23 protein-coding genes are annotated in these 20,340 nt (G+C 40.4%); 14 read left to right on the top strand and 9 right to left on the bottom strand.

The features are described 5' to 3' along the window. Positions 1-327 precede the first annotated feature (327 nt). The 4 genes from EWM59_RS21175 to EWM59_RS21160 all read left to right on the top strand — a co-directional run bounded on the left by EWM59_RS21175 (position 328) and on the right by EWM59_RS21160 (position 2,447). Positions 328-669 carry a type II toxin-antitoxin system RelE/ParE family toxin gene (locus EWM59_RS21175; protein ID WP_229239406.1) on the top strand — a complete coding sequence of 114 codons (342 nt, stop codon included), beginning with the start codon at positions 328-330 and terminating at the stop codon, positions 667-669. A gap of 14 nt (positions 670-683) precedes the next feature. Continuing rightward, complete coding sequence (locus EWM59_RS21170) at positions 684-1,016, top strand: HigA family addiction module antitoxin (protein WP_130023250.1); 333 nt, start codon at positions 684-686, stop codon at positions 1,014-1,016. A gap of 289 nt (positions 1,017-1,305) precedes the next feature. Next, positions 1,306-2,220 (top strand): zeta toxin family protein, encoded by a 915-nt coding sequence (locus EWM59_RS21165; RefSeq protein WP_130023249.1) that lies wholly within the window; start codon positions 1,306-1,308, stop codon positions 2,218-2,220. Positions 2,221-2,261: 41 nt separating this feature from the next. Continuing rightward, the gene (locus EWM59_RS21160) at positions 2,262-2,447 is read left to right on the top strand and encodes a hypothetical protein (RefSeq protein ID WP_130023248.1); all 186 of its coding nucleotides are present in this window, start codon (positions 2,262-2,264) and stop codon (positions 2,445-2,447) included. Positions 2,448-2,708: 261 nt separating this feature from the next. Here the strand turns inward: EWM59_RS21160 and EWM59_RS21155 are convergent, their stop codons facing one another. The 6 genes from EWM59_RS21155 to EWM59_RS21130 all read right to left on the bottom strand — a co-directional run bounded on the left by EWM59_RS21155 (position 2,709) and on the right by EWM59_RS21130 (position 9,984). After that, entirely contained in the window at positions 2,709-3,467 is a 759-nt protein-coding gene (locus tag EWM59_RS21155) for a LytR/AlgR family response regulator transcription factor (protein ID WP_130023247.1), read from the bottom strand. Next, on the bottom strand, positions 3,464-4,648 hold the full coding sequence (locus tag EWM59_RS21150; protein WP_229239405.1) for a sensor histidine kinase: 1,185 nt from the start codon (positions 4,646-4,648) through the stop codon (positions 3,464-3,466). The genes EWM59_RS21155 and EWM59_RS21150 overlap by 4 nt, the downstream gene beginning before the upstream one ends. Before the next feature lie 104 nt (positions 4,649-4,752). Continuing rightward, complete coding sequence (locus EWM59_RS21145) at positions 4,753-5,832, bottom strand: NADH:flavin oxidoreductase/NADH oxidase (RefSeq protein WP_130023246.1); 1,080 nt, start codon at positions 5,830-5,832, stop codon at positions 4,753-4,755. Between the two features lie 143 nt (positions 5,833-5,975). Continuing rightward, on the bottom strand, positions 5,976-7,358 hold the full coding sequence (locus tag EWM59_RS21140) for an MFS transporter (RefSeq protein WP_130023245.1): 1,383 nt from the start codon (positions 7,356-7,358) through the stop codon (positions 5,976-5,978). A gap of 322 nt (positions 7,359-7,680) precedes the next feature. Further along, complete coding sequence (locus EWM59_RS21135) at positions 7,681-8,847, bottom strand: sialidase family protein (protein WP_130023244.1); 1,167 nt, start codon at positions 8,845-8,847, stop codon at positions 7,681-7,683. 153 nt (positions 8,848-9,000) lie between these two features. Then, positions 9,001-9,984, bottom strand: a complete 984-nt coding sequence (locus EWM59_RS21130; RefSeq protein ID WP_165372253.1) for an MBL fold metallo-hydrolase — start codon at positions 9,982-9,984, stop codon at positions 9,001-9,003. A gap of 84 nt (positions 9,985-10,068) precedes the next feature. Between EWM59_RS21130 and EWM59_RS21125 the strand changes: the two genes are divergently transcribed. Continuing rightward, positions 10,069-10,536 carry a hypothetical protein gene (locus EWM59_RS21125; protein WP_130023242.1) on the top strand — a complete coding sequence of 156 codons (468 nt, stop codon included), beginning with the start codon at positions 10,069-10,071 and terminating at the stop codon, positions 10,534-10,536. 32 nt (positions 10,537-10,568) lie between these two features. After that, the gene (locus EWM59_RS21120) at positions 10,569-11,306 is read left to right on the top strand and encodes a DUF4240 domain-containing protein (protein ID WP_130023241.1); all 738 of its coding nucleotides are present in this window, start codon (positions 10,569-10,571) and stop codon (positions 11,304-11,306) included. Between the two features lie 13 nt (positions 11,307-11,319). Here the strand turns inward: EWM59_RS21120 and EWM59_RS21115 are convergent, their stop codons facing one another. After that, a complete protein-coding gene (locus EWM59_RS21115) occupies positions 11,320-11,823 on the bottom strand; it encodes a cupin (protein WP_130023240.1) in 504 nt (167 codons plus the stop codon). Positions 11,824-11,903: 80 nt separating this feature from the next. After that, positions 11,904-12,803 carry a helix-turn-helix domain-containing protein gene (locus EWM59_RS21110; protein ID WP_130023239.1) on the bottom strand — a complete coding sequence of 300 codons (900 nt, stop codon included), beginning with the start codon at positions 12,801-12,803 and terminating at the stop codon, positions 11,904-11,906. A gap of 390 nt (positions 12,804-13,193) precedes the next feature. Here EWM59_RS21110 and EWM59_RS21105 point away from each other — a divergent pair, with 390 nt between their 5' ends. The 3 genes from EWM59_RS21105 to EWM59_RS21095 all read left to right on the top strand — a co-directional run bounded on the left by EWM59_RS21105 (position 13,194) and on the right by EWM59_RS21095 (position 14,541). Next, on the top strand, positions 13,194-13,559 hold the full coding sequence (locus EWM59_RS21105; RefSeq protein WP_130023238.1) for a cyclophilin-like fold protein: 366 nt from the start codon (positions 13,194-13,196) through the stop codon (positions 13,557-13,559). A 102-nt stretch (positions 13,560-13,661) separates the two neighbouring features. Further along, positions 13,662-14,075: a (R)-mandelonitrile lyase gene (locus EWM59_RS21100; RefSeq protein ID WP_130023237.1), complete on the top strand. Its 414-nt coding sequence runs from the start codon at positions 13,662-13,664 to the stop codon at positions 14,073-14,075. 1 nt (position 14,076) lies between these two features. Then, positions 14,077-14,541, top strand: coding sequence for a putative quinol monooxygenase (locus EWM59_RS21095; protein WP_229239404.1), 465 nt, complete (start codon positions 14,077-14,079; stop codon positions 14,539-14,541). Positions 14,542-14,687: 146 nt separating this feature from the next. On the opposite strand, the gene EWM59_RS21090 is transcribed toward EWM59_RS21095, so the two are convergent. Continuing rightward, a complete protein-coding gene (locus EWM59_RS21090; RefSeq protein ID WP_130023236.1) occupies positions 14,688-15,551 on the bottom strand; it encodes a ThuA domain-containing protein in 864 nt (287 codons plus the stop codon). Positions 15,552-15,835: 284 nt separating this feature from the next. Between EWM59_RS21090 and EWM59_RS21085 the strand changes: the two genes are divergently transcribed. The 5 genes from EWM59_RS21085 to EWM59_RS21065 all read left to right on the top strand — a co-directional run bounded on the left by EWM59_RS21085 (position 15,836) and on the right by EWM59_RS21065 (position 20,331). After that, on the top strand, positions 15,836-16,180 hold the full coding sequence (locus tag EWM59_RS21085; RefSeq protein ID WP_130023235.1) for a winged helix-turn-helix domain-containing protein: 345 nt from the start codon (positions 15,836-15,838) through the stop codon (positions 16,178-16,180). A gap of 77 nt (positions 16,181-16,257) precedes the next feature. After that, positions 16,258-18,228, top strand: a complete 1,971-nt coding sequence (locus EWM59_RS21080; protein WP_130023234.1) for a TonB-dependent receptor plug domain-containing protein — start codon at positions 16,258-16,260, stop codon at positions 18,226-18,228. Between the two features lie 44 nt (positions 18,229-18,272). After that, a complete protein-coding gene (locus tag EWM59_RS21075; protein WP_130023233.1) occupies positions 18,273-19,403 on the top strand; it encodes a cytochrome-c peroxidase in 1,131 nt (376 codons plus the stop codon). Then, positions 19,400-19,900, top strand: coding sequence for a molybdopterin-dependent oxidoreductase (locus EWM59_RS21070; protein WP_229239403.1), 501 nt, complete (start codon positions 19,400-19,402; stop codon positions 19,898-19,900). Before EWM59_RS21075 ends, EWM59_RS21070 begins: the two co-directional genes overlap by 4 nt. 221 nt (positions 19,901-20,121) lie before the next feature. Continuing rightward, entirely contained in the window at positions 20,122-20,331 is a 210-nt protein-coding gene (locus EWM59_RS21065) for a helix-turn-helix transcriptional regulator (protein WP_130023232.1), read from the top strand. The last annotated feature ends 9 nt before the right edge of the window (positions 20,332-20,340 follow it).

Here is a 20,340-nt window from a genome sequence, read left to right as displayed (position 1 = left end):
ATTTGTGTCGATATTTTTCAATATCTGAGGTGTTATAATAATCAATAGCAATTGTGTACCGATAATTCAAAAATCAAACCAAAGCCATTGGCTATCTGTCTGAAAAAAAAAAATTTTATCAGCATTGTATCGGTTTATTGCTTGATTGTGCGACGTAATGGTAAAATGTGCCGACGAAAAAGGGTAGAATTTTTGAATGGTTTAGGTCAGAATTTTTTTTGCTGATACTGGCCGGAAATTTTGGCATGGGGGTAATGGTTGTTAATTGCTTGAAAATTGTTACAGATGTGTATTTGAATACTGAGTAGGAAAGGCTTAAACAAGAATGTGGCAGAAATCAGGATTTTGATTAATAAAAAAAATGACACGTGTAACGTTTCAGGTTACATTTGTGTTAAGGTTAAAAGCATTCAGCATAAAGGTTTACGGCAGTTTTATGAAGATACTTCTAAGTTGCCAGCAGCCCATATTATCAGAATACGTAATATCTTAACAAGACTGGAATTTGCCCAGTCATTAGATGATATAGGAACCCCTGGCTCTCGGTTACACCCTTTATCGGGAAATTTAAAAGGGTTTTATGCTGGAAATGTATCTGGAAATTGGCGGATTATATTCAGATTTGAAGATGGTCACGTGTACGATGTTAATTATTTAGACTATCACTAATAAGGAGATGTACTATGTTAAAAAGAGGAATGCGGCCAGCTCATCCGGGAGCACTTATAAAAGAAACCATTGATGGTTTAAAAGAGGAAACCGGGCATACATATACACAGGCAGAGATAGCAAAGGGCTTAGGTGTAACACGTAAAACACTATCTAATATTTTAAATGAACATCAAGGCATCAGTTCTGAAATGTGCGTTAGGTTGTCTGAAGCATTTGGCACCAGTGCTGAATTTTGGTTAAATGTTCAGCGCAATTATGACCTCTGGCATGCTGAAAGAAATGTTGAACGTAAAAACATTCGTCAATTTTGGCCATTAGAGGTTAATTCGTTGCAGCCAATATAATGTTCTAATAGCAATAAATATGCTACATGGATAAAAAGTAACATCCATCCTTTTGTTTTTCATATCTTGAAAACTATAAAGGGGTATGGATTATTTTGAGAGTAATCTTAACAATTATAAAAAATTAACTTTAACCCGTACAGTAAATAGAATAAGTTTGCTTTATGAATATGATAACTTTATTATTGTAGTATAGACGCAAAATCTTTAACATGTCTGTAGAATAGCAAAAGCCTTTTAGAACTTAGTAAAAACTGATGACTTTTTCTTTTAAATTTTTAAGCTTTGTATGATAAGACCATTAACAGATAATTTGTTGGTGACTGAATTTCTTGAAGGTATTTTAGGAGAAGACAGTGATATAATTAAATCTAAAACTGTAAGTAAAATTAGTGCCGCAGAATTGACAATAAAAGGTTTTGATTTAGATAACAATACTTTAAATAGCAGGAAATATAGAGACCCGAATTTTAGTACAGATAGAGATAGAAGGAAATTAAGAGACCAGATTGTTGAAGAATTATCCAATATGAAAAGGCTTTCTGATGATAATGATATAGTATTAGGAGAAGGAGGAGCGTTGCCATTGACTACTGTTAAAAAAGAATCACAAGCTTATATTGTTACAGGTTTGCCTGCATCAGGTAAATCTGGAATTGCAAATAAAATTGCGGATTCATTTGGTGCAGCCCTATTAGATTCTGATTATGCCAAAAGAAAATTGCCTGAATTTGAAGACTTTAATGCAGGTGCAAGTATTATTCACAAAGAATCAGGAGCCATTATTTTTGGCAGTGCTACTTTTAATAGTACATCTTTTGAAACGCTTCTTGATAAGTTTTCTGTTGATAATACAAATATTGTTGTTCCTAAAATCGGAGATTCAGTAGAGGAGCTATTAAGTTTAAAGAAAAAACTGAATGAATTTGGTTATGAAGTACATCTGACACTTGTAAGCCTTGATAGAAAGAAGGCTACAGAAAGAGCAATAAAAAGATTTGAATCAACAGGTAGATACGTACCATTGAGCCGGATTTACGATGTTTACGCCAATGAACCCATCCTGTCTTATTATCGGATAAAAACATTTCATGAACATGAATTTAAGAGTGTAGGTAAAATATCAAATGATGTTGAAGTAGGTATGCCACCAAGATTTATAGCATGTAATAATATAAGCAATCCGGCGTATTTGTATAAATAAAAGTTTATATTTGTATATAAAATTTGAAATAGATAAGCGTTATGAAAAGTGAAAAAATTAAGAGTAATAACAGTCAGCCTGTTATAAAAACTGCTTCTTATGCACTTCAGAAAAGAAGAATTGAAAGAGTTAGAGAAGGTATAATGGGAGTAGTTTTGCAAGAGAAAAGTCATATTGAAGACTTATCAGGGTATATACCTGCTGCTAAGAGAAAACTTGTTAAATAGAATAGATTATTGTAAATAGTTGTTGTCTATCAGTATTTTTGAGTGAAACAGACTTAATAAGCCACAAAAAAAAGCTACCCAACAGGTAGCTTTTTCAACAAAAAACCTTAATAAAATACTTGTTAATGCCATTTCAATCTATGGCGGCACATACATTGATTGGCTTTATCAAAATTAACCTATTGGCGTATTGCCTGAAACATTAATCTGCTGAGTGTAAGATTCTGCCTGATGAATGTAGGGTATGGTATGACAGATTGTTTACCGACCCAGCCAGTCTTTAAAATCGGGTACTTTATGTACACTCACAAAAACATCTTTACGAGGCACCGGGGCTAAATCTAACCTGATTTTGGTAGGGGAATATATCTGAATAGAAGTAAGTGCTTTGCGGGATACGAGAAATTGTCGGTTTACCCGAAAAAAATCAGCAGCATTCAGCTGGTTTTCCAGCCCATCAAGGCTATATTCCAATGGCAACAACTGTCCTGATTTTGTCAGCAAAAAAGTAGCTTTTTCTTCGGAATAAAAAAACGCAATATCTGCTACCTCAATACTATATATTTTAGTGCCGACCGTAACCATAAACCGTTGTTTAAAGGTGGTTTCTTTTGGTTTTTGCACCAATTGCAGTAATGCGTTCATATCAAAACCAGGGGTGGCTTTCAGGTTTTTAAACTTCTCTAAGGCACGTGCCAGTTCGTCGGCATCAATCGGTTTCAGCAGGTAATCAATGCTATTTACCTTGAATGCCTTAAGCATATATTCGTCAAAGGCAGTAGTGAAAATAACCGGAACATTCAGATTGGGGATTTGCTCAAAAATGCTGAATGCCTGTCCGTCTTCCAGATGAATGTCCATAAAGGCTATATCAGGCACAGGGTTGTGGGTAAACCAGGCAACCGATTCTTTCACAGAAGGCAACTGCGCCAGTACCTCAATGGTAGGGTCGTAGGTTAAAAGCATTCTGACTAAAGCCCTTGCCGTGCGTTCTTCATCTTCAATGATTATTACTTTCATCGGAGTAATGGTATCTTTACCATATAAGATTGATTAATTATTTCGTGGCTTACTTTCAGGTCGGTTAAGAGTGCATACCGGTTGCTGATATTACTCAACCCTACACCTGTTGATACATCGGGCTGGTCTCTTAACTGTAAGGGGTTTTCGACCACTAAGAAAGGTGCTTCATAATAAATTTTTATCAGCAATGGGTCAGTTACCGACATCCGGTTGTGTTTGACGGCGTTTTCAACCAACATCTGTAAAGCTAATGGTGTAATCTGATAATGATTTTTTATGTCAGCAGGTACATCTACCAATACATCAAACTTGTTTTCAAACCGTATTTTAAGTAGAAACGTATAAGATTCAATAAAATCCAATTCTGTTTTAAGCAGAATGAGTTCCTGGTCTCGCTGTTCTAAAATGTATCGGTAGGCTTTAGATAATTGCTGCACAAATTTACCTGAGAGGTTAACGTCTTCGTAAATGAGGGAGTTAAGAATACTCAGGCTGTTGAATAGAAAATGGGGATTCACCTGACTTTTGAGTGCGGCAAATTGTGCCAGCACGGCTTCTTTTTCTAATTGCTCGGTTTTTAGCTGCACGTCTTTTAATTGCTGATAGGCTCTGAAGTTGAGGGTAAGATAAAAGGCCGAAAACATGATGACTACCGAAAACCCCTGATTGAAGCGGGTAATATAAGACCATGTATCCGGCGAAAGTTCCATTGGTTTTTTTTCGGGCCATGAGGGCCAAATCGGATAAACAATACTTATGATGCCCTTGATGGTGTATCTTAACGTAAAAGTATAGGCCACAGATAAGCCCAATGCAATGACAATAGAAAGTAACAAGGCTCCTATGCTGAATTTCATCAGGAAGTCTTTACCCAACCAGATGCCTATCTGATATTGAATCCAGTCGGTAAAGGTAATCCAGATAAAATACATCAGCGTGGTTAAGGACGTAAAGACCACAAGAATACAGAGAAAAATGGGCGAAAAAATATGGCTTCTTTGCGCATCGGGCATATTGACATACAATAAAACCGGAGAGAAGAATATCACCAATCGGAGTGCTAATTGCCATTTTTGTCGGGCAGTCAATAAATGAGCCATAGGTACACATTTAGAAAGGTCAAAGGTAGTGCCTATGTGTCGGCCAATCAAAGAAAAGAAGAAGAACGGACATTTCAAAGCCCTGAATGTAGCTTTTGGGAGATGAGTGGAGTATAGGAGTGGTAGGGATTCAAAATTTTGAACCCCTACTATAAAACATAACCTCTGCTATATATCATAATTTATGATTTCTTCCCCCTTTTAGCCCTTACATATTGTACAGGCCATTGAGTGTCATAGCTTAATTCGGTGGCGGCTCTGAGTGGAAAATAAGGGTCTCTTAGGAACTCACGGGCTAATAATACCAAATCGGCTTTGCCAGATACAATAATTTCGTCGGCCTGTTCGGGTGAAACTATCAAACCCACGGCTCCGGTTCTGATACCTGTTTCTGCCTTGATAAGTTCGGCAAAAGGCACCTGATACCCAAGCCCAACCGGAATATTGGTTGGGGCAGTCAAACCACCTGATGAGCAATCAATGAGGTCAACGCCTTTGTCTTTCAGTATAGCCGACAGTCTGACAGAATCATCGGGTGTCCAACCGTTTTCTTCCCAGTCAGTAGCCGAAATACGTACCCATAGGGGATAGTTTTCGGGTACGATAGCCCGTACTTCACCTGTTAAAGTGAGTAAAAGACGAATACGGTTCTCAAAACTACCGCCATATTCATCGGTTCGGTGGTTGATTAAAGGTGAGAGAAATTCGTGAATCAAATACCCATGTGCGGCATGTAATTCAAACACCTGAAAACCTGCCTCTAAGGCTCTATGCGTGGCTGCTTTAAAATCATCAATCACCTGCTGAATGTCTTCGGTAGTTAAGGCTATGGCTTTGCTTTCGCCATCGCTCATAGATACCTCACTCGAAGAAAAGTTCTGCCACCCACCAGCCGATTGAGGTATAAATTTGCCGCCTTTCCAGGGGCTTTGTGTGCTGGCTTTATGCCCTGCATGTGCCAGTTGAATGCCGGCAACAGCGCCATGCTGATGGATAAAATCGGTGATTCGGCGCAAGAAAGGAATATGCTCGTCTTTCCAGATACCCAAGTCGTTAGGAGAGATACGTCCTTCTGGTGAAACGGCTGTTGCTTCGGTCATTACCAAAGCCGCACCACCTACCGCCCGACTTCCGAGATGTACTAAATGCCAGTCGTTAGCAAAACCATCTTCGCTTGAATACTGACACATGGGCGAAACAACTATGCGATTTTTGAGGGTAATACCCCGGATTTCTAAAGGAGAAAAAAGATTTGGATTCATATAGCGGCGATTTTTTAATGATAGAAAACTAACGCCTGTATTGGGTTTTATGTTCCTGCGTTGGTCGGTTTGTTTTTCTTTTAATAGTTGTTGAATCTTTTGTGGCGCGAATCTCCAGGTTCGCAGATTAGACAAAAAAATCGCTATTGCAAATTAGAACCATCAGAGGCGTGGAGTCTTCTGAATACAAAGCTCGACAGGATACTGATAAGCCCGATAACCATAAACGTATAACGGAAAGCGGTATGTGTACTGTTATCAAGCATAGCTTTGTTGGCTTCAAAGTATTTCAGTATTAATAATCCACTCGAAATTCCGAACCCGATGGCTAACTGCTGATTAACTGCTAATAACGAGTTACCGCTACTGGTATGGTATTTCCGCAGGTCGGCAATGGCTATGGTATTCATAGATGTAAACTGGATGGAGTTGAAAAAGCCAATGGTAACAATAATAGGCACAAACCAGTAAATAGAAGTATGTATGCCCGGAATTGCCAGAGAAGCTATCAGCAGGCCGATAATCATGGTATTAACAACCAGAGTATTTCTGTATCCGAATTTTTGAAGGATAGTAATTACCCTCGATTTGGCGAAAATAGCCATCAGTGCCATCGGAGCTATCATCCAGCCCGATACAATAGCCGACTGTCCGAAAACGGTTTGTATCATCAAGGGCAGAAGCAAAGGCACCGAGCTTATCCCTAACCTTGTGGCAAAATTACCTAAAATACCCACCCTGAACGTGCGCACCATAAACAGATTGGTAGGGAAAATAGCATTCTGTGATTTGCGGGCATAGATAAAATACACAATGAGCGACAAAATGCCGATGATAAAAATCGTTAGTACAAGTGTCAGGTTCTGCACATCTCCCAATAATTCTATCGAAAGAGATAATAATAATGAGGCTAAAGAAAAATAAACAAACCCCCGGAGGTCGAATTTAGGTGCATCAGACCTATAATTGGGCATATAACTTCGGGCAAGAATAATACCGACTACACCAATCGGAATATTAATCAGGAATATCCAATGCCAGGAAAGGTAAACCGACATATATCCACCCACCAGAGGCCCCATTACCGGACCAATCAGGGCAGGCACAATGGCAAAATTCATGGCCTTTACTATTTCTTTGGTATCGAATGTTTTGATAATGGCTAATTTGCCTACGGGTGTCATCAGGCTGCCACCTGCCCCCTGAATGATACGGGCAATGATGAGATGGGTGAGGTTTTTTGATAAAGCACAAAACAAAGAGCCGATGCTAAAAATAAGCAATGCCATAATAAACACCCGTTGCGTGCCGAATTTATCGGCTAAAAAACCACTGACGGGCATTAACAAGGCGAGTGTAAGCACATAGGCCACAATGGCATAGTGCATATTAATGGCAGACTGGTTGAGGTCACGGGCAATAGCAGGCAGGGCTGTATTCAGAATCGTAGAATCCAGCATCTGCATAAAAATGGCTATTGCCAGCGTAATAGGCAATCGTTCTTTAACTAAAGTGTTTTCTGTCATTAAGCGTATTTGTATTAATACTTATTATATTAACGTAAGCTCGATAGAATAAATCCCTACGGGACTACAAATACCTTGTAGTCAGCTATTTACCTGTCGAACTCACGTTATATTACTTTACAATTTTGCCACGATGTACACAAAAGTCACAATGTTACACAATTTGTTAAAGTGAAAAATTAACTAAGCGTTCCTGTTTAGTCCTATTATTAAAATTGTATAGTAGTATAAATACTTATACTCAAAAACAGGTGTATTTGTTTTGGTGGGGATTTGGAGTTGGGGTTCAAAATTTTGAACCCCAACGATTATTTGATTTAATTTACTCCCACACCACCGCCTTAAACACAATCTGTGAGTAGCGGTCTTTTTCGTATAAAATACCAATGGTTTTCTTGTCTATGGCTACTATATCTGAATAAGCCGTGTAATCTCTATCATTTTCATCAGGGCTTTTGTCAATTACTTTGCTGACTGGCCATGTGATTCCTTCGTCATAGCTGATTCTGAGGGTCAGGTTATCCCGTTTGGTCTGGTGAGCCGGATTAGTAAATGCCAGCACATGCTTCCCATTTCTGATGCCTAATGAGAGAATACTACCTTCACACACAGGGTCAGGTAGTTGCTCATCCATATACATATGCACCCAGCTTGCGCCTCCATCTTTACTGATTACCACTAATCGTGACCTTATATCGCCTTTCTGGTTGCGGATATTGAGCATTACTCTATTGCCTGATAGCTCTGTTGCCGTACATTCATTGCTGCCTTCTATGAGAACTACATCGCTGAGTTGAAAGGTTTTGCCGTGGTCGTCGCTATAAAAACCGTGCGAAAAATAATCTTCGCCATCTTTCCGTGGTTCTCCTGCCGAGTGGTTGGCGGCTATGTATAACCGACCTTTGTATTTGCCGTGCTGTAGCTGAATGGCATGCCCGGGTGTATTGGCATAATGCCGCCAGTCTTCGGCAAAGTTATACGCAGGATTAATGGCTGGTTGTTTCGGGCGGTGTACCTGTGTGGTAATGTTTATGCTCTCACTCCACGTTTGTCCGCCATCGGTTGAGGTTTTGTACCAGACTTCCCGCAAGCCATTGCCTTTTCTTACCTCGCCTTCGTGATTATTGCCTGTATTGTAAAAAAGAAAAATCCGGCCTTGCGGAAAAGCAGGGTCTGAACTATCAAACACAGGGGCAGGGTTTCCGGCTTGCAGGTGAGCATAATCTACAAGAGTTGAGAGTGTACCCCAGGTTTTGCCATTATCGGTGCTGCGTTTCATCACGATATTGATGTCGCCAAAATCTCCGCTTCCGTTTACCCGTCCTTCGGCAAAGGCAAGCAGGTCGCCTTTAGGTAATTGAATAATGGCCGGAATACGGTAAGTTTTATGCCCTTCTGTACCCGATACAAAAACAGGCACACCCGATTGCTGCGCATGGATTTGATGAAAAACAAAGGTGGAAATAACCAATAAAATGATTTTTTTCATGGATTGAAAAAGGGGATAGATTGGGTTATTTTTTTAATGATTGAAGGTTGGCAAAAACAAATTGCAGATGAAATGTGGATTAGACTTTCTAAAGTTTGCATATCCGGTAGGGGTTCAAAATTTTGAACCCCTACAAATCTTTAACCCCTACACCTAAAACAACACTATACTCTTATAGGCCTGTAATAGTTTAAAGTCGATTTTATCTGAATTGGTTTTCTGGATAATAAAATCAAAATCTTTGGGAGTATTGGCTACAAAGCGGGGAAGCATTTCAAGGCTACCTCTGATAGGTCTGGTAAAATCATCCCAGTGGAGCGGTACTACTATTTTTGGGTGTAGTTTCCCGATAGTCTGTTCGTAGTATTTGTTCTGCCAGGCAGGTTCTTTTTTCGAGATAGTCCCTATGCCAATAAAACATACATCGGCTTTCAGGGTATCTAAGGCACCTTCAATATAATTAGGACTTGGTTTAATATATATCCGGTGGTCGTTATGTTTAATTAAGAAATCGAATGACCCACCTTCGGGGTAATCTTTCATTTTCACAGGCTGGCGTATCGGCTCTTTAATGACTACGCCCGAATCTTTTAACGCACTGGGTGAGGAGTGTATGGAGGGGATAATCTGCACAGTAAATTTGCCTAACCGGATTTCTTCGTAAGGCACAAACAAGTGTAATTGTTCTTCTTTCAGCCCACCACCACGACCGATATTGAGTGTTGAAACCGAGCCATACAAAGTGGCATTCATTTTTTTTGCGTCGTAGGCTACATCAAAGGCGTGGTCGTAGTGCGAGTGGGTGGCAAAAATACCTTTTACTCTATCCATTTTATAGCGGCTTACCAACCCATCAATCAGGGCCGTATCAGTAGAGAGTGCAGAGGTGATTAGTTTCAGAAAAGGGGGTCTTGTAAAAAAGCCATCGATGAGCAACTGGGTTTCCCCATCGTCGAATAGCAGGGTAGAAACCCCGAAAAATGTAGCTTTTACTTGTCCGTTGGTGGGTACAGACGTATCGTCTGCATAAAATTTCTGATATTTTTCTATATCGCCTGAGGGTGATAGCATATAAAATACACCTCCAAGCACAGCAGCAATCAAAACTACCAGTACAATTAAAATATTCTTTTTCATTGTTGTCTGAAACATTTTGAACAAATTTATTCATTGGAAGCCAAGAAACAAAATAATAGATTTGATGAAAAGCAGTAAATAAATATGATAACCTGTCAGCAGATTGAGATATCCTGGACAAAAGAGGCACGTGGAGGTAGATTAGCTACTGTAAGAAATGCTATACCGTATGCTTTTGAAATTTCATCAGACAGGAAATCTCTGACTATTGAAAAATATATTTCAGTCATTTATGAATCTATGCAAGTGCCGGATAATGCCACTAATAAATTAATCAGCGTTGTTGGGAATCTGATTTTTGAGATAGAAAATAACATATTGCAGGTGAAAATTCCACGGTATAATGGATATGACCAGAAACTGGCATCGCTTAATCCTGATGACACCATTCAGTTTATGAAATTTTCAACAAGCATAGATTACGAACATACCATTACTTATCATAAATGGGTAGTGAATATGGCTTTTAGCAACGGAAATATTTCATCTGATTATTTTCAGACACAGCCTTTTAAATATCAGTTTGATGAAAAATCAGGAATATGGTATTAATATTTAGCATAGTATATAACACATAATCATTAATGAACAGAACTTTTATATTTCGGGGTGATGGTTCAGATAAATTCTGGCGTGTTTCTATCGAAGATACCACTTTAACCGTATTTTTTGGTAAGAGTGGAACCCTGGGAAGAGTAGAATCAAAAACCTTCCCATCAGGTGTGGAAGCAGAAAAAGAAGCCAACAGGCTTATTGCCGAAAAACTAAAAAAAGGCTACAAAGAAGCCAATACAGTAATATTCGGAGAAGAAGACTTCTGGAATATGATAGAAAGAGCCAGAAAAAATTCAGAAGGAGAGGTGGACTATCAGGCAAGTGTAGTCTCAGAAATGCTGTCAGAAAGACCAGTGGCAGAAATGATTGAGTTTGGAAAAATATTAAACCGATTGCTTCATGCTTCCTATCGGTCGGACTGGTGGGGAGCGGCTTACCTTATCAATGGTGGTTGCTCTGACGATGGGTTTGAGTATTTCAGATGCTGGGTTATTTTAAAGGGTAAAAAAGCATATGATGAAGCCTGCGAAAATCCTGAAAGTTTAGCAAAATATATTAACGAAGAGAATATTGGTGAGTGTGAAGCTGAATCATTACTCTATGCGGCGAGCACTGCCTATAATCAAAAAACAGGTAAAAGTGATTTTTATGACCATATAGAAAAACAGCCTTTACCAGAAATTGTATTTGACTGGCAGGAAGGTGATGATAGTTTAGCCATCAAATTCCCTAAGTTATCGAAAAAATGCAGCGCTTTAGGTTTCTGAAAAGGCTGTACACTCACTTCCACAAGCGTAACATTTCGCTTTCTTCGCCAAAAATGGGGTCTTTGGTGGGTAATGGCAGATTTTTAATACGGGGTAGGGCGTGTTTTCTTTCTTCGGCGGTGCCTGTGAGTAAATCCCAGTCTTTGCCGTCGGGGTAGCCGCCCACCATTTCATAATTTTTATGGTCTGACACAGAAGCGTGGCCGACACCTGCGGGTAAAATGAGTGCATCTCCCTTTGAAACGTTTACAATTATGCCTTTTTGTCCGCCTATCTGTAGTTCAACACTGCCTTTGCCTACACCAAGCACCTCGTGCGTAGTGCTATGAAAATGGTCGTAAGGCAACACAATGTCTCGCCAGTTATTTGTCCAGCCATTGGCTTTGAAACGCTCTTCGAGCCAGGCTGATGTATCTTCTGCGTCTGTTACCTGCCGATAGACAATCACAGGCAAACGGTTGTTGGGAGTAATGCCGTCGTCGGGGAAATGATATTTTTCAACAGTAATATCTGCCATTGGATGAATTGTTTGAATGCGCCGGACAATTTAACAGAATATTTCTGATGATTGCTTTGGGCAAACAGAAAATAGTTCGACTAATTGGCAATCCTGTATTCAGTGGGTGATTGCCCGACCCATTGTTTGAAAAGGCGTGTAAAATGTGCCGGATACTTGAAGCCCATTTCGTAGGATACTTCGCTGATAGACCTGGTAATGTCAACTACCTTTTCTTTGGCAAGGTTGATAATGGCCGAATGGATAAATTCCTGTGCCGATTTGCCTGTTTCTTTCTTTATCAGGTCGCCAAAATAATTGGCCGACAAATGCAGCTGTTCGGCACAAAAGCCTACCGACGGCAGCCCGATGGTTTGCGGTTTGTCTGATTGAAAATAGTCGTTCAGCAGTTCTTCAAATCTTACCAGTATATCTTTATTCAGGTTTTCACGGGTAATAAACTGACGGCCGTAAAAACGGGTACAATAATTCAGAAACAACTCGATATTACTGATAATAAGCGTTTTACTGTATTTGTCAATGCCATGTTCCAGTTCATCTTTTATTTTGCTGAAACACTCTATCACAATCTGCTTTTCACGGGTTGAAAGATGCAATGCCTCGTTGGAATCATACGAGAAAAAACCGTAGTCTTTTATTTGCTTGCCCAAGGCAGTACCTCTGATAAAATCAGGATGAAATACCAATGCCCAACCCGTAGGCTGCACCAGATTGTCGGCAGGTAAATCAATGCCATACACCTGACCCGGCGCAATAAAAATCAGCGTTTCGTCTTCATAGTCGTAGTGGCTTCTGCCATAGGTCATAGGCCCACATTTCACATCTTTCAGAAATACCACATACAATTCGGAGATATATCTTGTAGATTGTATGGATATGGACTTTGACTGGTCGAGTACGCTTACTAAAGGGTGAAGCGTAAGCTGACCCCTTTTGGTATTAAACTGTGTAACGCTTGTTAGTTTTTCTATCTTTTCCATGAGCATCGTTATTCTGATGAATCAAAATTAACAGAAATAGCTGAGGCTTTTTCTATGATTTTACCAAATCGGTAATAATGGTAAGAGATGCAGTAATTTGTATAAGTTACTGACCAAAAAAAGTAAAGACCTTTGTTTATCAAAAATAATGAAGAGATGCTTTTGAAGCTTTTGATGTCAAATAATGTTTGGAGAATACCCCACCCTAACCCTCCCGCGTGGCGTCCGCCCAACTGTGGAGGGAGGGGACGAAAAAGCCCCTCTCCCCACAGTTGGGGCGGCCGCCGCGCGGAGAGGGGTTGGGGTGTGGGCGGACGTCGCACGGCTCGAAGCTCAGCCAAATAATATTTGGTATAAAAGACTTTCCAAACCCCCTCATCAAACCCCCATATGAACCACCACACCCAACAAGTTAAAGTAAAATCAGGAGAACAGATATGGGTATTGAACCTGAACGACTGTCCGGCAAGCAGGGGGTTGATGGCATTTTTACCATTGTCTTTGCGCTTGACCGATTTATTTGGCGTACAAAAATATGCTCGTCTGCCTGAGGCATTGACCGAATCGGGGATATGTATGCAAAAAGCAGAAATAGGACAGGTAGCTTATTGGGCACCCGGCCCGGGTATTGTTATTTTTTACCGACAATATCAACTGATGCCAGATAGTGGTTTTTATTTGTTAGGTAAAATTGATTCGGGGGCAAATATGTTAAATATAGGGCAACACAATGAACTCAGGATGGAAATTAGCTGATAACTATTTAATCATAAAATTATGAAATCACTTAGCTTGCAGGCAATTCTACTAACAATTTCAGGCTTTTTTAGCTTGTATAGTCTAAACGCACAAACAACAATGGAAACAAACACGATTTTTCCGAAAGGTGATAAGCTGACCAACGGGTATTTTACCGGAGATGCTTTTCTGAAACCACTTTTAGCGAGAGATAAGAATAACGACTTTGTAATAGGTAGTGTAACTTTTGAGCCCGGTGCCAGAACAAACTGGCATACTCACCCGAAAGGACAGGTGTTGATTGTTACAGAAGGGCAAGGCTTTTATCAGGAAAAAGGTAAACCTGCCCGAATCATAAAAAAAGGTGATGTGGTGAATATACCCGAAAATACCGAGCATTGGCATGGGGCTGCCGCCGAGATAGGCATGATACATATTGCTATCACCCATTTTAAAGACGATGTAAATGTGGTATGGTTACAACCGGTTTCAGCAGAAGAATATGGTGAAGTAAATAAAAATAATAAACCTTAAGATGAATAAAAACAGCATCAGGTTCTGGGCAATGCTTCTGGTTGTGGCAATGAGCATGAGTATCCTCAAAGCACAGCACCTGAAGCAGCCTTTAACTGCCGAAAAACAGCCGGGTTTAATAACCCCGAACAGGGATACAACGATGATGGTACGCATAGCAGAGATTGAAATTCTGCCCGAATATTTAGATGAATATAAAGCGATACTGAAAGTTGAATCGGAGGCGTCTGTAAAAATTGAGGCGGGGGTTATCTGTATTTTCCCGATGTATGAGAAAGAAAACCCCACCCGGATAAGACTTCTGGAAATATATGCCAGTAAAGCGGCCTATCAGGCGCATTTACAGACACCTCATTTTCAACATTACAAAACTACTACCCTGAAAATGGTAAAATCGCTCAGGTTAGTTGAGATGAACACTATTAATCCCGAAGCCATGCAGGAGATATTCCGAAAGATGAAATAAAGAAGTAATTGATATGTTCGAATATTTAGCCATCAGCAATGCTATTTAATTTTCACTATTCAGTAATTATAGCATAGTTGTGACTTCCGTGTTTTATGCAGGTACAATACAATCTTACTAAGAGATTAGCCCACATTTGAGATGCTTTATTTTTTTCCTGCCTGCGTCCATTTAAGAGCGTTTTCAATCAGCCTTATAAAATGCTCATTTTTCCAGGCTTCTTCGTTATGCCCGATAGAGGTATAGAAAGTTTTTCCTTTGCCTATGGGCTTGCACCAGGCTACGGGGTGGTCTTTACCCATGCCATAATTTTTGTCTGTTACAAACAGGATATTGCCACTTGGATTAATGGTTTCGCCGTTGATGGTAAACTGGATATTAAAGCCTTTTTCACGGGGATTTTTGAAAAATACATACCATTCGTCGGAATGACTCCATACCTTTGGAATACCTGCCGTAAGGGAACTATCGGCCTGTGTGTCGAGTAATACATCGGTTTTCTGGAATTGCGGACTGATTGGGTGGTGAGAAAATTTTGCACCTAAAAGATTGTTTTCGTACCAGTCCCAATGATGCGAGTCGTCTCCGGCTCCGTGAATACCCATCAGACTACCGCCATTTTCCACATATTTTTCGAGTACACGTTTTTGCTCATCGTTAATGACCTCTCCTGTTGAGTTATTGAAAATCACAGTACTGAATTTAGCTAATTGTGCTTCGTTGAAAACGCCGCCTTCTTCGGTTTCATACACAAACCAGTTGTTTTTCTTTGCCAGTTCAGTAATGACTGGTTTGGAGGCTTCGATAGATTCGCCATGACGGAATCCGGTGGTTTTTGAGAAAAGCAAAATGGCAGGTTTATCAGCCGGAAAGTCAATCTTAGGAGCTTCAGTCTCATACGAAACCGGGAAACCATACTTAACCTTGTAGATAAATACGCCGATGAGTCCACCAAGTACTACAACGAGTACCAATACCGACCAAAGCACGATTTTAAGGATTTTCTTCATAATAGGGGATGGTTTTAGGTGAAAGATAATAGAATAGAAACAAATGTAAGCATTTAAATTGTATTGTCTATTTTTTAGACGATAAAGCGAGGGGATGGAACAAGGAACAAGGAGGAGGGGCAGGGAATAAGGAAAAAGGGGTAAGTAAAATTAGAAAGATTAGAATAGGCATTTTTATAGGGGTGTTTTGAGGTTTGATTTTTGAAAATTTTAATGCAATCAATTTATCTCAACCAAAATATCCCTGATTTCATCTAACTTCGCAATAAGCATTCATTGATACTATGGAAAGAAATGTAAGAATAAGCCTGAGTCATTGGGTTTTTATAGATGATACCAAGTTTTTCGGGCCCGGCAGGGTGCAATTATTGGAACATATTCAGGAAACGGGTTCTATTGTAAAAGCGGCGCAGCAGATGGGAATGTCGTACAAAAAAGCCTGGGATATGGTGGTTTCCCTGAATACTCTGGGCAAAAATCCTTATGTGATTACCCATAAAGGCGGTCAGCATGGGGGCGGTGCAGAAATTACCGAAGCCGGACTGCAAGTGATAGAGGCCTATAAAAAATTGGGGCAGAAACTAAAGGCTGTAGCCGAGGCAGAGCAGGAACTACTCAACCTGATTTAACAATATTTTTGTTTTGAATCTTGTGCAAAGGTTTTTCTCCTATATTTGCGATATATTTTTAAATATATATCGATTTCATGAAAAAGCTTCTACTGATTTTCAGCCTTGTATCAACACAGATTTTTGCGCAGAACGAACCCTCAGAAACCCCCGACCGATTGTTTCAGTTAGGAGAAATCAGAATATTGGCAGATTCGCTGAGAGATACCCAACAGCGTATATCTTACCAACGCATAGAGAAATTTAATAGGCTGGACTTATCAAACGCCCTGAATCTTTTACCGGGGGTAAATATTGCCAATGTTGGCCCAAGAAACGAATCGGTGGTATATGTGCGTGGGTTCGACCTGCGTCAGGTTCCGGTATTTATTGATGGTGTACCCGTGTATGTGCCTTACGATGGCTATGTAGATATGGGCCGATTTACGACTTTCGACCTCGCCGAAATTAATGTTTCCAAAGGTTTTGCTTCTATACTGTATGGTGCTAATACGATGGGAGGTGCCATTAATCTGGTGTCAAGAAAACCCGTAGAGAAATTTGAAGTCAATGGCAGGGTAGGAGTTTTCAGTGGTGAGGGTTTCCGTGGCAATATCAATATAGGGTCAAGGTTGGGTAAGTTTTATTTTCAGGCAGGGGCATCGCAATTGAAACAAAAAACTTTCCCTTTGTCGGCTGATTTTAAAAAAAGAAGATTTCAGCAGACAGATAATCGGAAAAATGCGTATAGAGACGACCGTAAACTGACAGCCAAAGTGGGTTTTACGCCCAATGCCACCGATGAGTATGTAATTGGCTATGTGAATCAGCAGGGAGAAAAAGGCACACCGCCTTATGTGGGCGATGATTCCAAAATCATGACCAGATTCTGGAAATGGCCTGAATGGAACAAGCAAAGCCTGTACTTTATCTCGAATACAGCTTTGGGCGAGCATAACAAAATCAAGTCGAGACTTTATTATGATACTTTTGTGAATCAGCTTTTCAGCTACGATGATACCACCTATACCAAGCAAACAAGACCGTATGCTTTTCAGAGTTTTTATAACGACTATACCGTAGGAGGCAATGCCGAGTTTGAATCGAAAGCACTAAAAAACAATGTTTTCAGGGCTAATATTCAATATAAAAGAGATATACACCGTGAAAATGACTTGGGTGAGCCTGTACAGTCTTATATTGATAACACACTATCGGTAGGTATCGAAAACATTTATCAGGTTACGCCTGCCTTGGCCTTAATTCCCGGCGCAAGTTTTAATACCCGTGGTAGCGAACAGGCGCAGGAATATAATGCCACTACCAAAGAACTCACTAATTTTGCCGATAGTAAGAACAATGCAGTCAATGCGCAACTGGGTATCTTCTATGATATTCGCACCGGCCATTCTATCAAGGCGTCTATTGCCAGAAAGACCCGTTTTGCTACCATCAAAGACCGCTATTCGTACCGTATGGGTCAGGCTATTCCGAATCCGTCATTGCATGCCGAGGTAGCTGTTAATTTTGACCTGAGCTATACCGGAAAAATAGCCGACAAACTAAGTTTGCAGGCAAGTGTGTTTAATAGCAGTATCAATGATATTATTCAGCAGGTAGATAATGTGCAACCCGGCCGATTTCAATTGCAGAATGCAGGTAAAGCCCGGTTTTATGGCGCAGAGTTAGGGCTCGACTATAAAGCTGAAAAAGGGCTGGCATTGGGCGCCAATTATTCGTATATCAAGCGTAAAAATATCACTAACCCGGCTATTCTATTTACCAATGTGCCAGAAAATAAGGTATTCGGCTATGCTGATTATACCTTCCTGAAACGGGTTAATCTGTTGCTGAGTGCTGAGTATAATAGCGACCGTTATAGTACCAGTTATGGCACGCAGGCAAAAGCCTATACGTTAATGAATACGAAGGCATCAGTAAAAATTTATAAATTCATTTCGGCAGAAGCGGGGATAAATAATATTTTTGATAAAAATTATACGCTCGTTGAAGGTTTTCCTGAAGCAGGACGAAATTACTTTGTAACGCTGGCGTTTAGTTATCATTGAAAACAGGCTTAATGTTGTAGCTAAGACAGTGTTTTAGCAGACAAATGAACAACAATACTCACATATCACCCCAGCAATCAAACCGGAAAGGCTTCCGGTGGTTGCTGTTGAGCATAGCGGTGGTAAGTGTAGTTATAAGCGGATTAAACACAGACGATAACCAGCCGGAACCTTACCCGTTGGTCTATCCGGCCAATTTTGGAGGTAGAATTACTATTCCTGCTGATAACCCTACTACCAGAGAAGGGGTGGCGTTGGGCAGAATGTTGTTTTATGAAAAGAAACTATCGGCCGATAATACGCTGTCGTGTGGGAGTTGCCATGAGCAGAAACTGGCTTTTACAGATGGCAAAGCCTTTAGTGTAGGGGTTGATAAATCGCTCACTGCCCGTAATTCGATGGCTTTGGTAAATCTGCTATGGGTACGCAATTTTTTCTGGGATGGCCGTTCGCCGGGTCTGGAAGAGCAGGCTGTTTTTCCGATGACAAATCCCCACGAAATGGGGCAATCAATGGAAGCATCTGTCAGAAAACTGCAACAGGTGCCTGTCTATGGGACGATGTTTAAAAAAGCATTTGGTACAGCCAATATTGATGCCGATAAAATCAGAAAGGCGCTGGCTCAGTTTGAACGCACGCTTATTTCTGCCGACTCGCCATATGACCGTTATCTGGCCGGAACTTATCAGCCTACTGCGCAAGAATTAAGAGGCATGAACCTGTTTATGGAACCTCCAGCACCGGAAAAAGGGATAAGAGGGGCCAATTGCGGCCATTGTCATGGCGGACCAAAAACATTCAAGGAGTTGTTTCATAACAACGGACTGGATGCCACGCCTAAAGACTCTGGTCGGGAGGCCGTCAGCAATCAGGCAGAAGACAAAGGCAGATTCAGAGTACCTACGCTAAGAAATATTGCGCTCACAGACCCATATATGCACGACGGACGTTTTAAAACACTGGCCGAGGTATTGGAACATTATAACGAACACATTCAGGAAAGCCCTACTTTGAGCAGTTTTCTAAGAGGAACTTCCAACGAAAAAGGAGGGAAAACACTCTTGCTGAATCAGACAGAAAAAGCAGATATAATCGCCTTTTTACAGATGCTTACCGACAAGACATTTATTAATAATCCGGCATTTTCAGACCCCAATAAATCTTTAAAACAATGAAAAAAAATAAAAACATTGCCTTACTGGTTGTCACGCTCTTGATAAGTATTCCTTTCATGAGCCTTGCCCAGCAAGCGGCATCTATCAGTATAAGCGGTGAGGTATTGACACCCCTTACGCTCACGAAAGCAGACCTCGCCAACTATAAATCTGCAAGCCATAAATCCAAAGATAAAGATGGTAAAGAACACGAATACAAAGGCGTAGCATTGGTTGAGGTACTCGAAAAAGCCGGAGTAACATTGGGCGGCAAACTGCGAGGTGAAAATCTGGCTAAAGTAGTACTGGTTCAGGCGGCTGATGGCTACGAAGTAGTGTATTCATTACCAGAGTTAGACCCTGAATTTAGTAATAACACTGTTTTGTTGGTAGCAGAAAAAGATGGTGCTCCCTTGGCCGCAGGTGAAGGCCCTTTCCGCCTCGTAGCTCCACAAGACAAAAAACAAGCCCGCTGGATACGGGAAGTACGGTCTATTAAGGTAGTGTTTGTGAAGTGATAGCAGGGTTTAATAAAGTTAAAAATGTACAATAAATTAATATACTTTATTGTGTATTTTTAACTTTATTGTATTTTTTATTCAAGTGAGAAAGAACGCTCTTTGTGTTCCCTCAGGGTCTCCCGAAGGGGACCCTGAGGGAAGGGGATAAAAAATTATACCCTAACAGGTATATTTATTAAGAAATGTTTTATATTTATACCCGATAAGGTATGAATATTATGAATCCAATCAGTGAATTTGTTAAGCAAAAACGCAAAAGCGTGAAATTAACTCAGGAAGAATTAGCTCAGAAAGCAGGCGTAGGTCTCCGTTTCTTACGTGAGCTGGAACAAGGGAAAACCACCCTCAGGCTTGATAAAGTAAATCAGGTATTAGATATGTTTGGCAGTGAAGCCGGGGTTATCAGAAAGGAGGTGAAAGATGAATAGGGCAAGGGA

This window comes from Emticicia agri (assembly GCF_004168285.1).
Lineage (GTDB): Bacteria > Bacteroidota > Bacteroidia > Cytophagales > Spirosomataceae > Emticicia > Emticicia agri.
The sequence above is the reverse complement of the archived record's forward strand: the minus strand, read 5'-3'. Positions and strand labels throughout refer to the sequence as shown.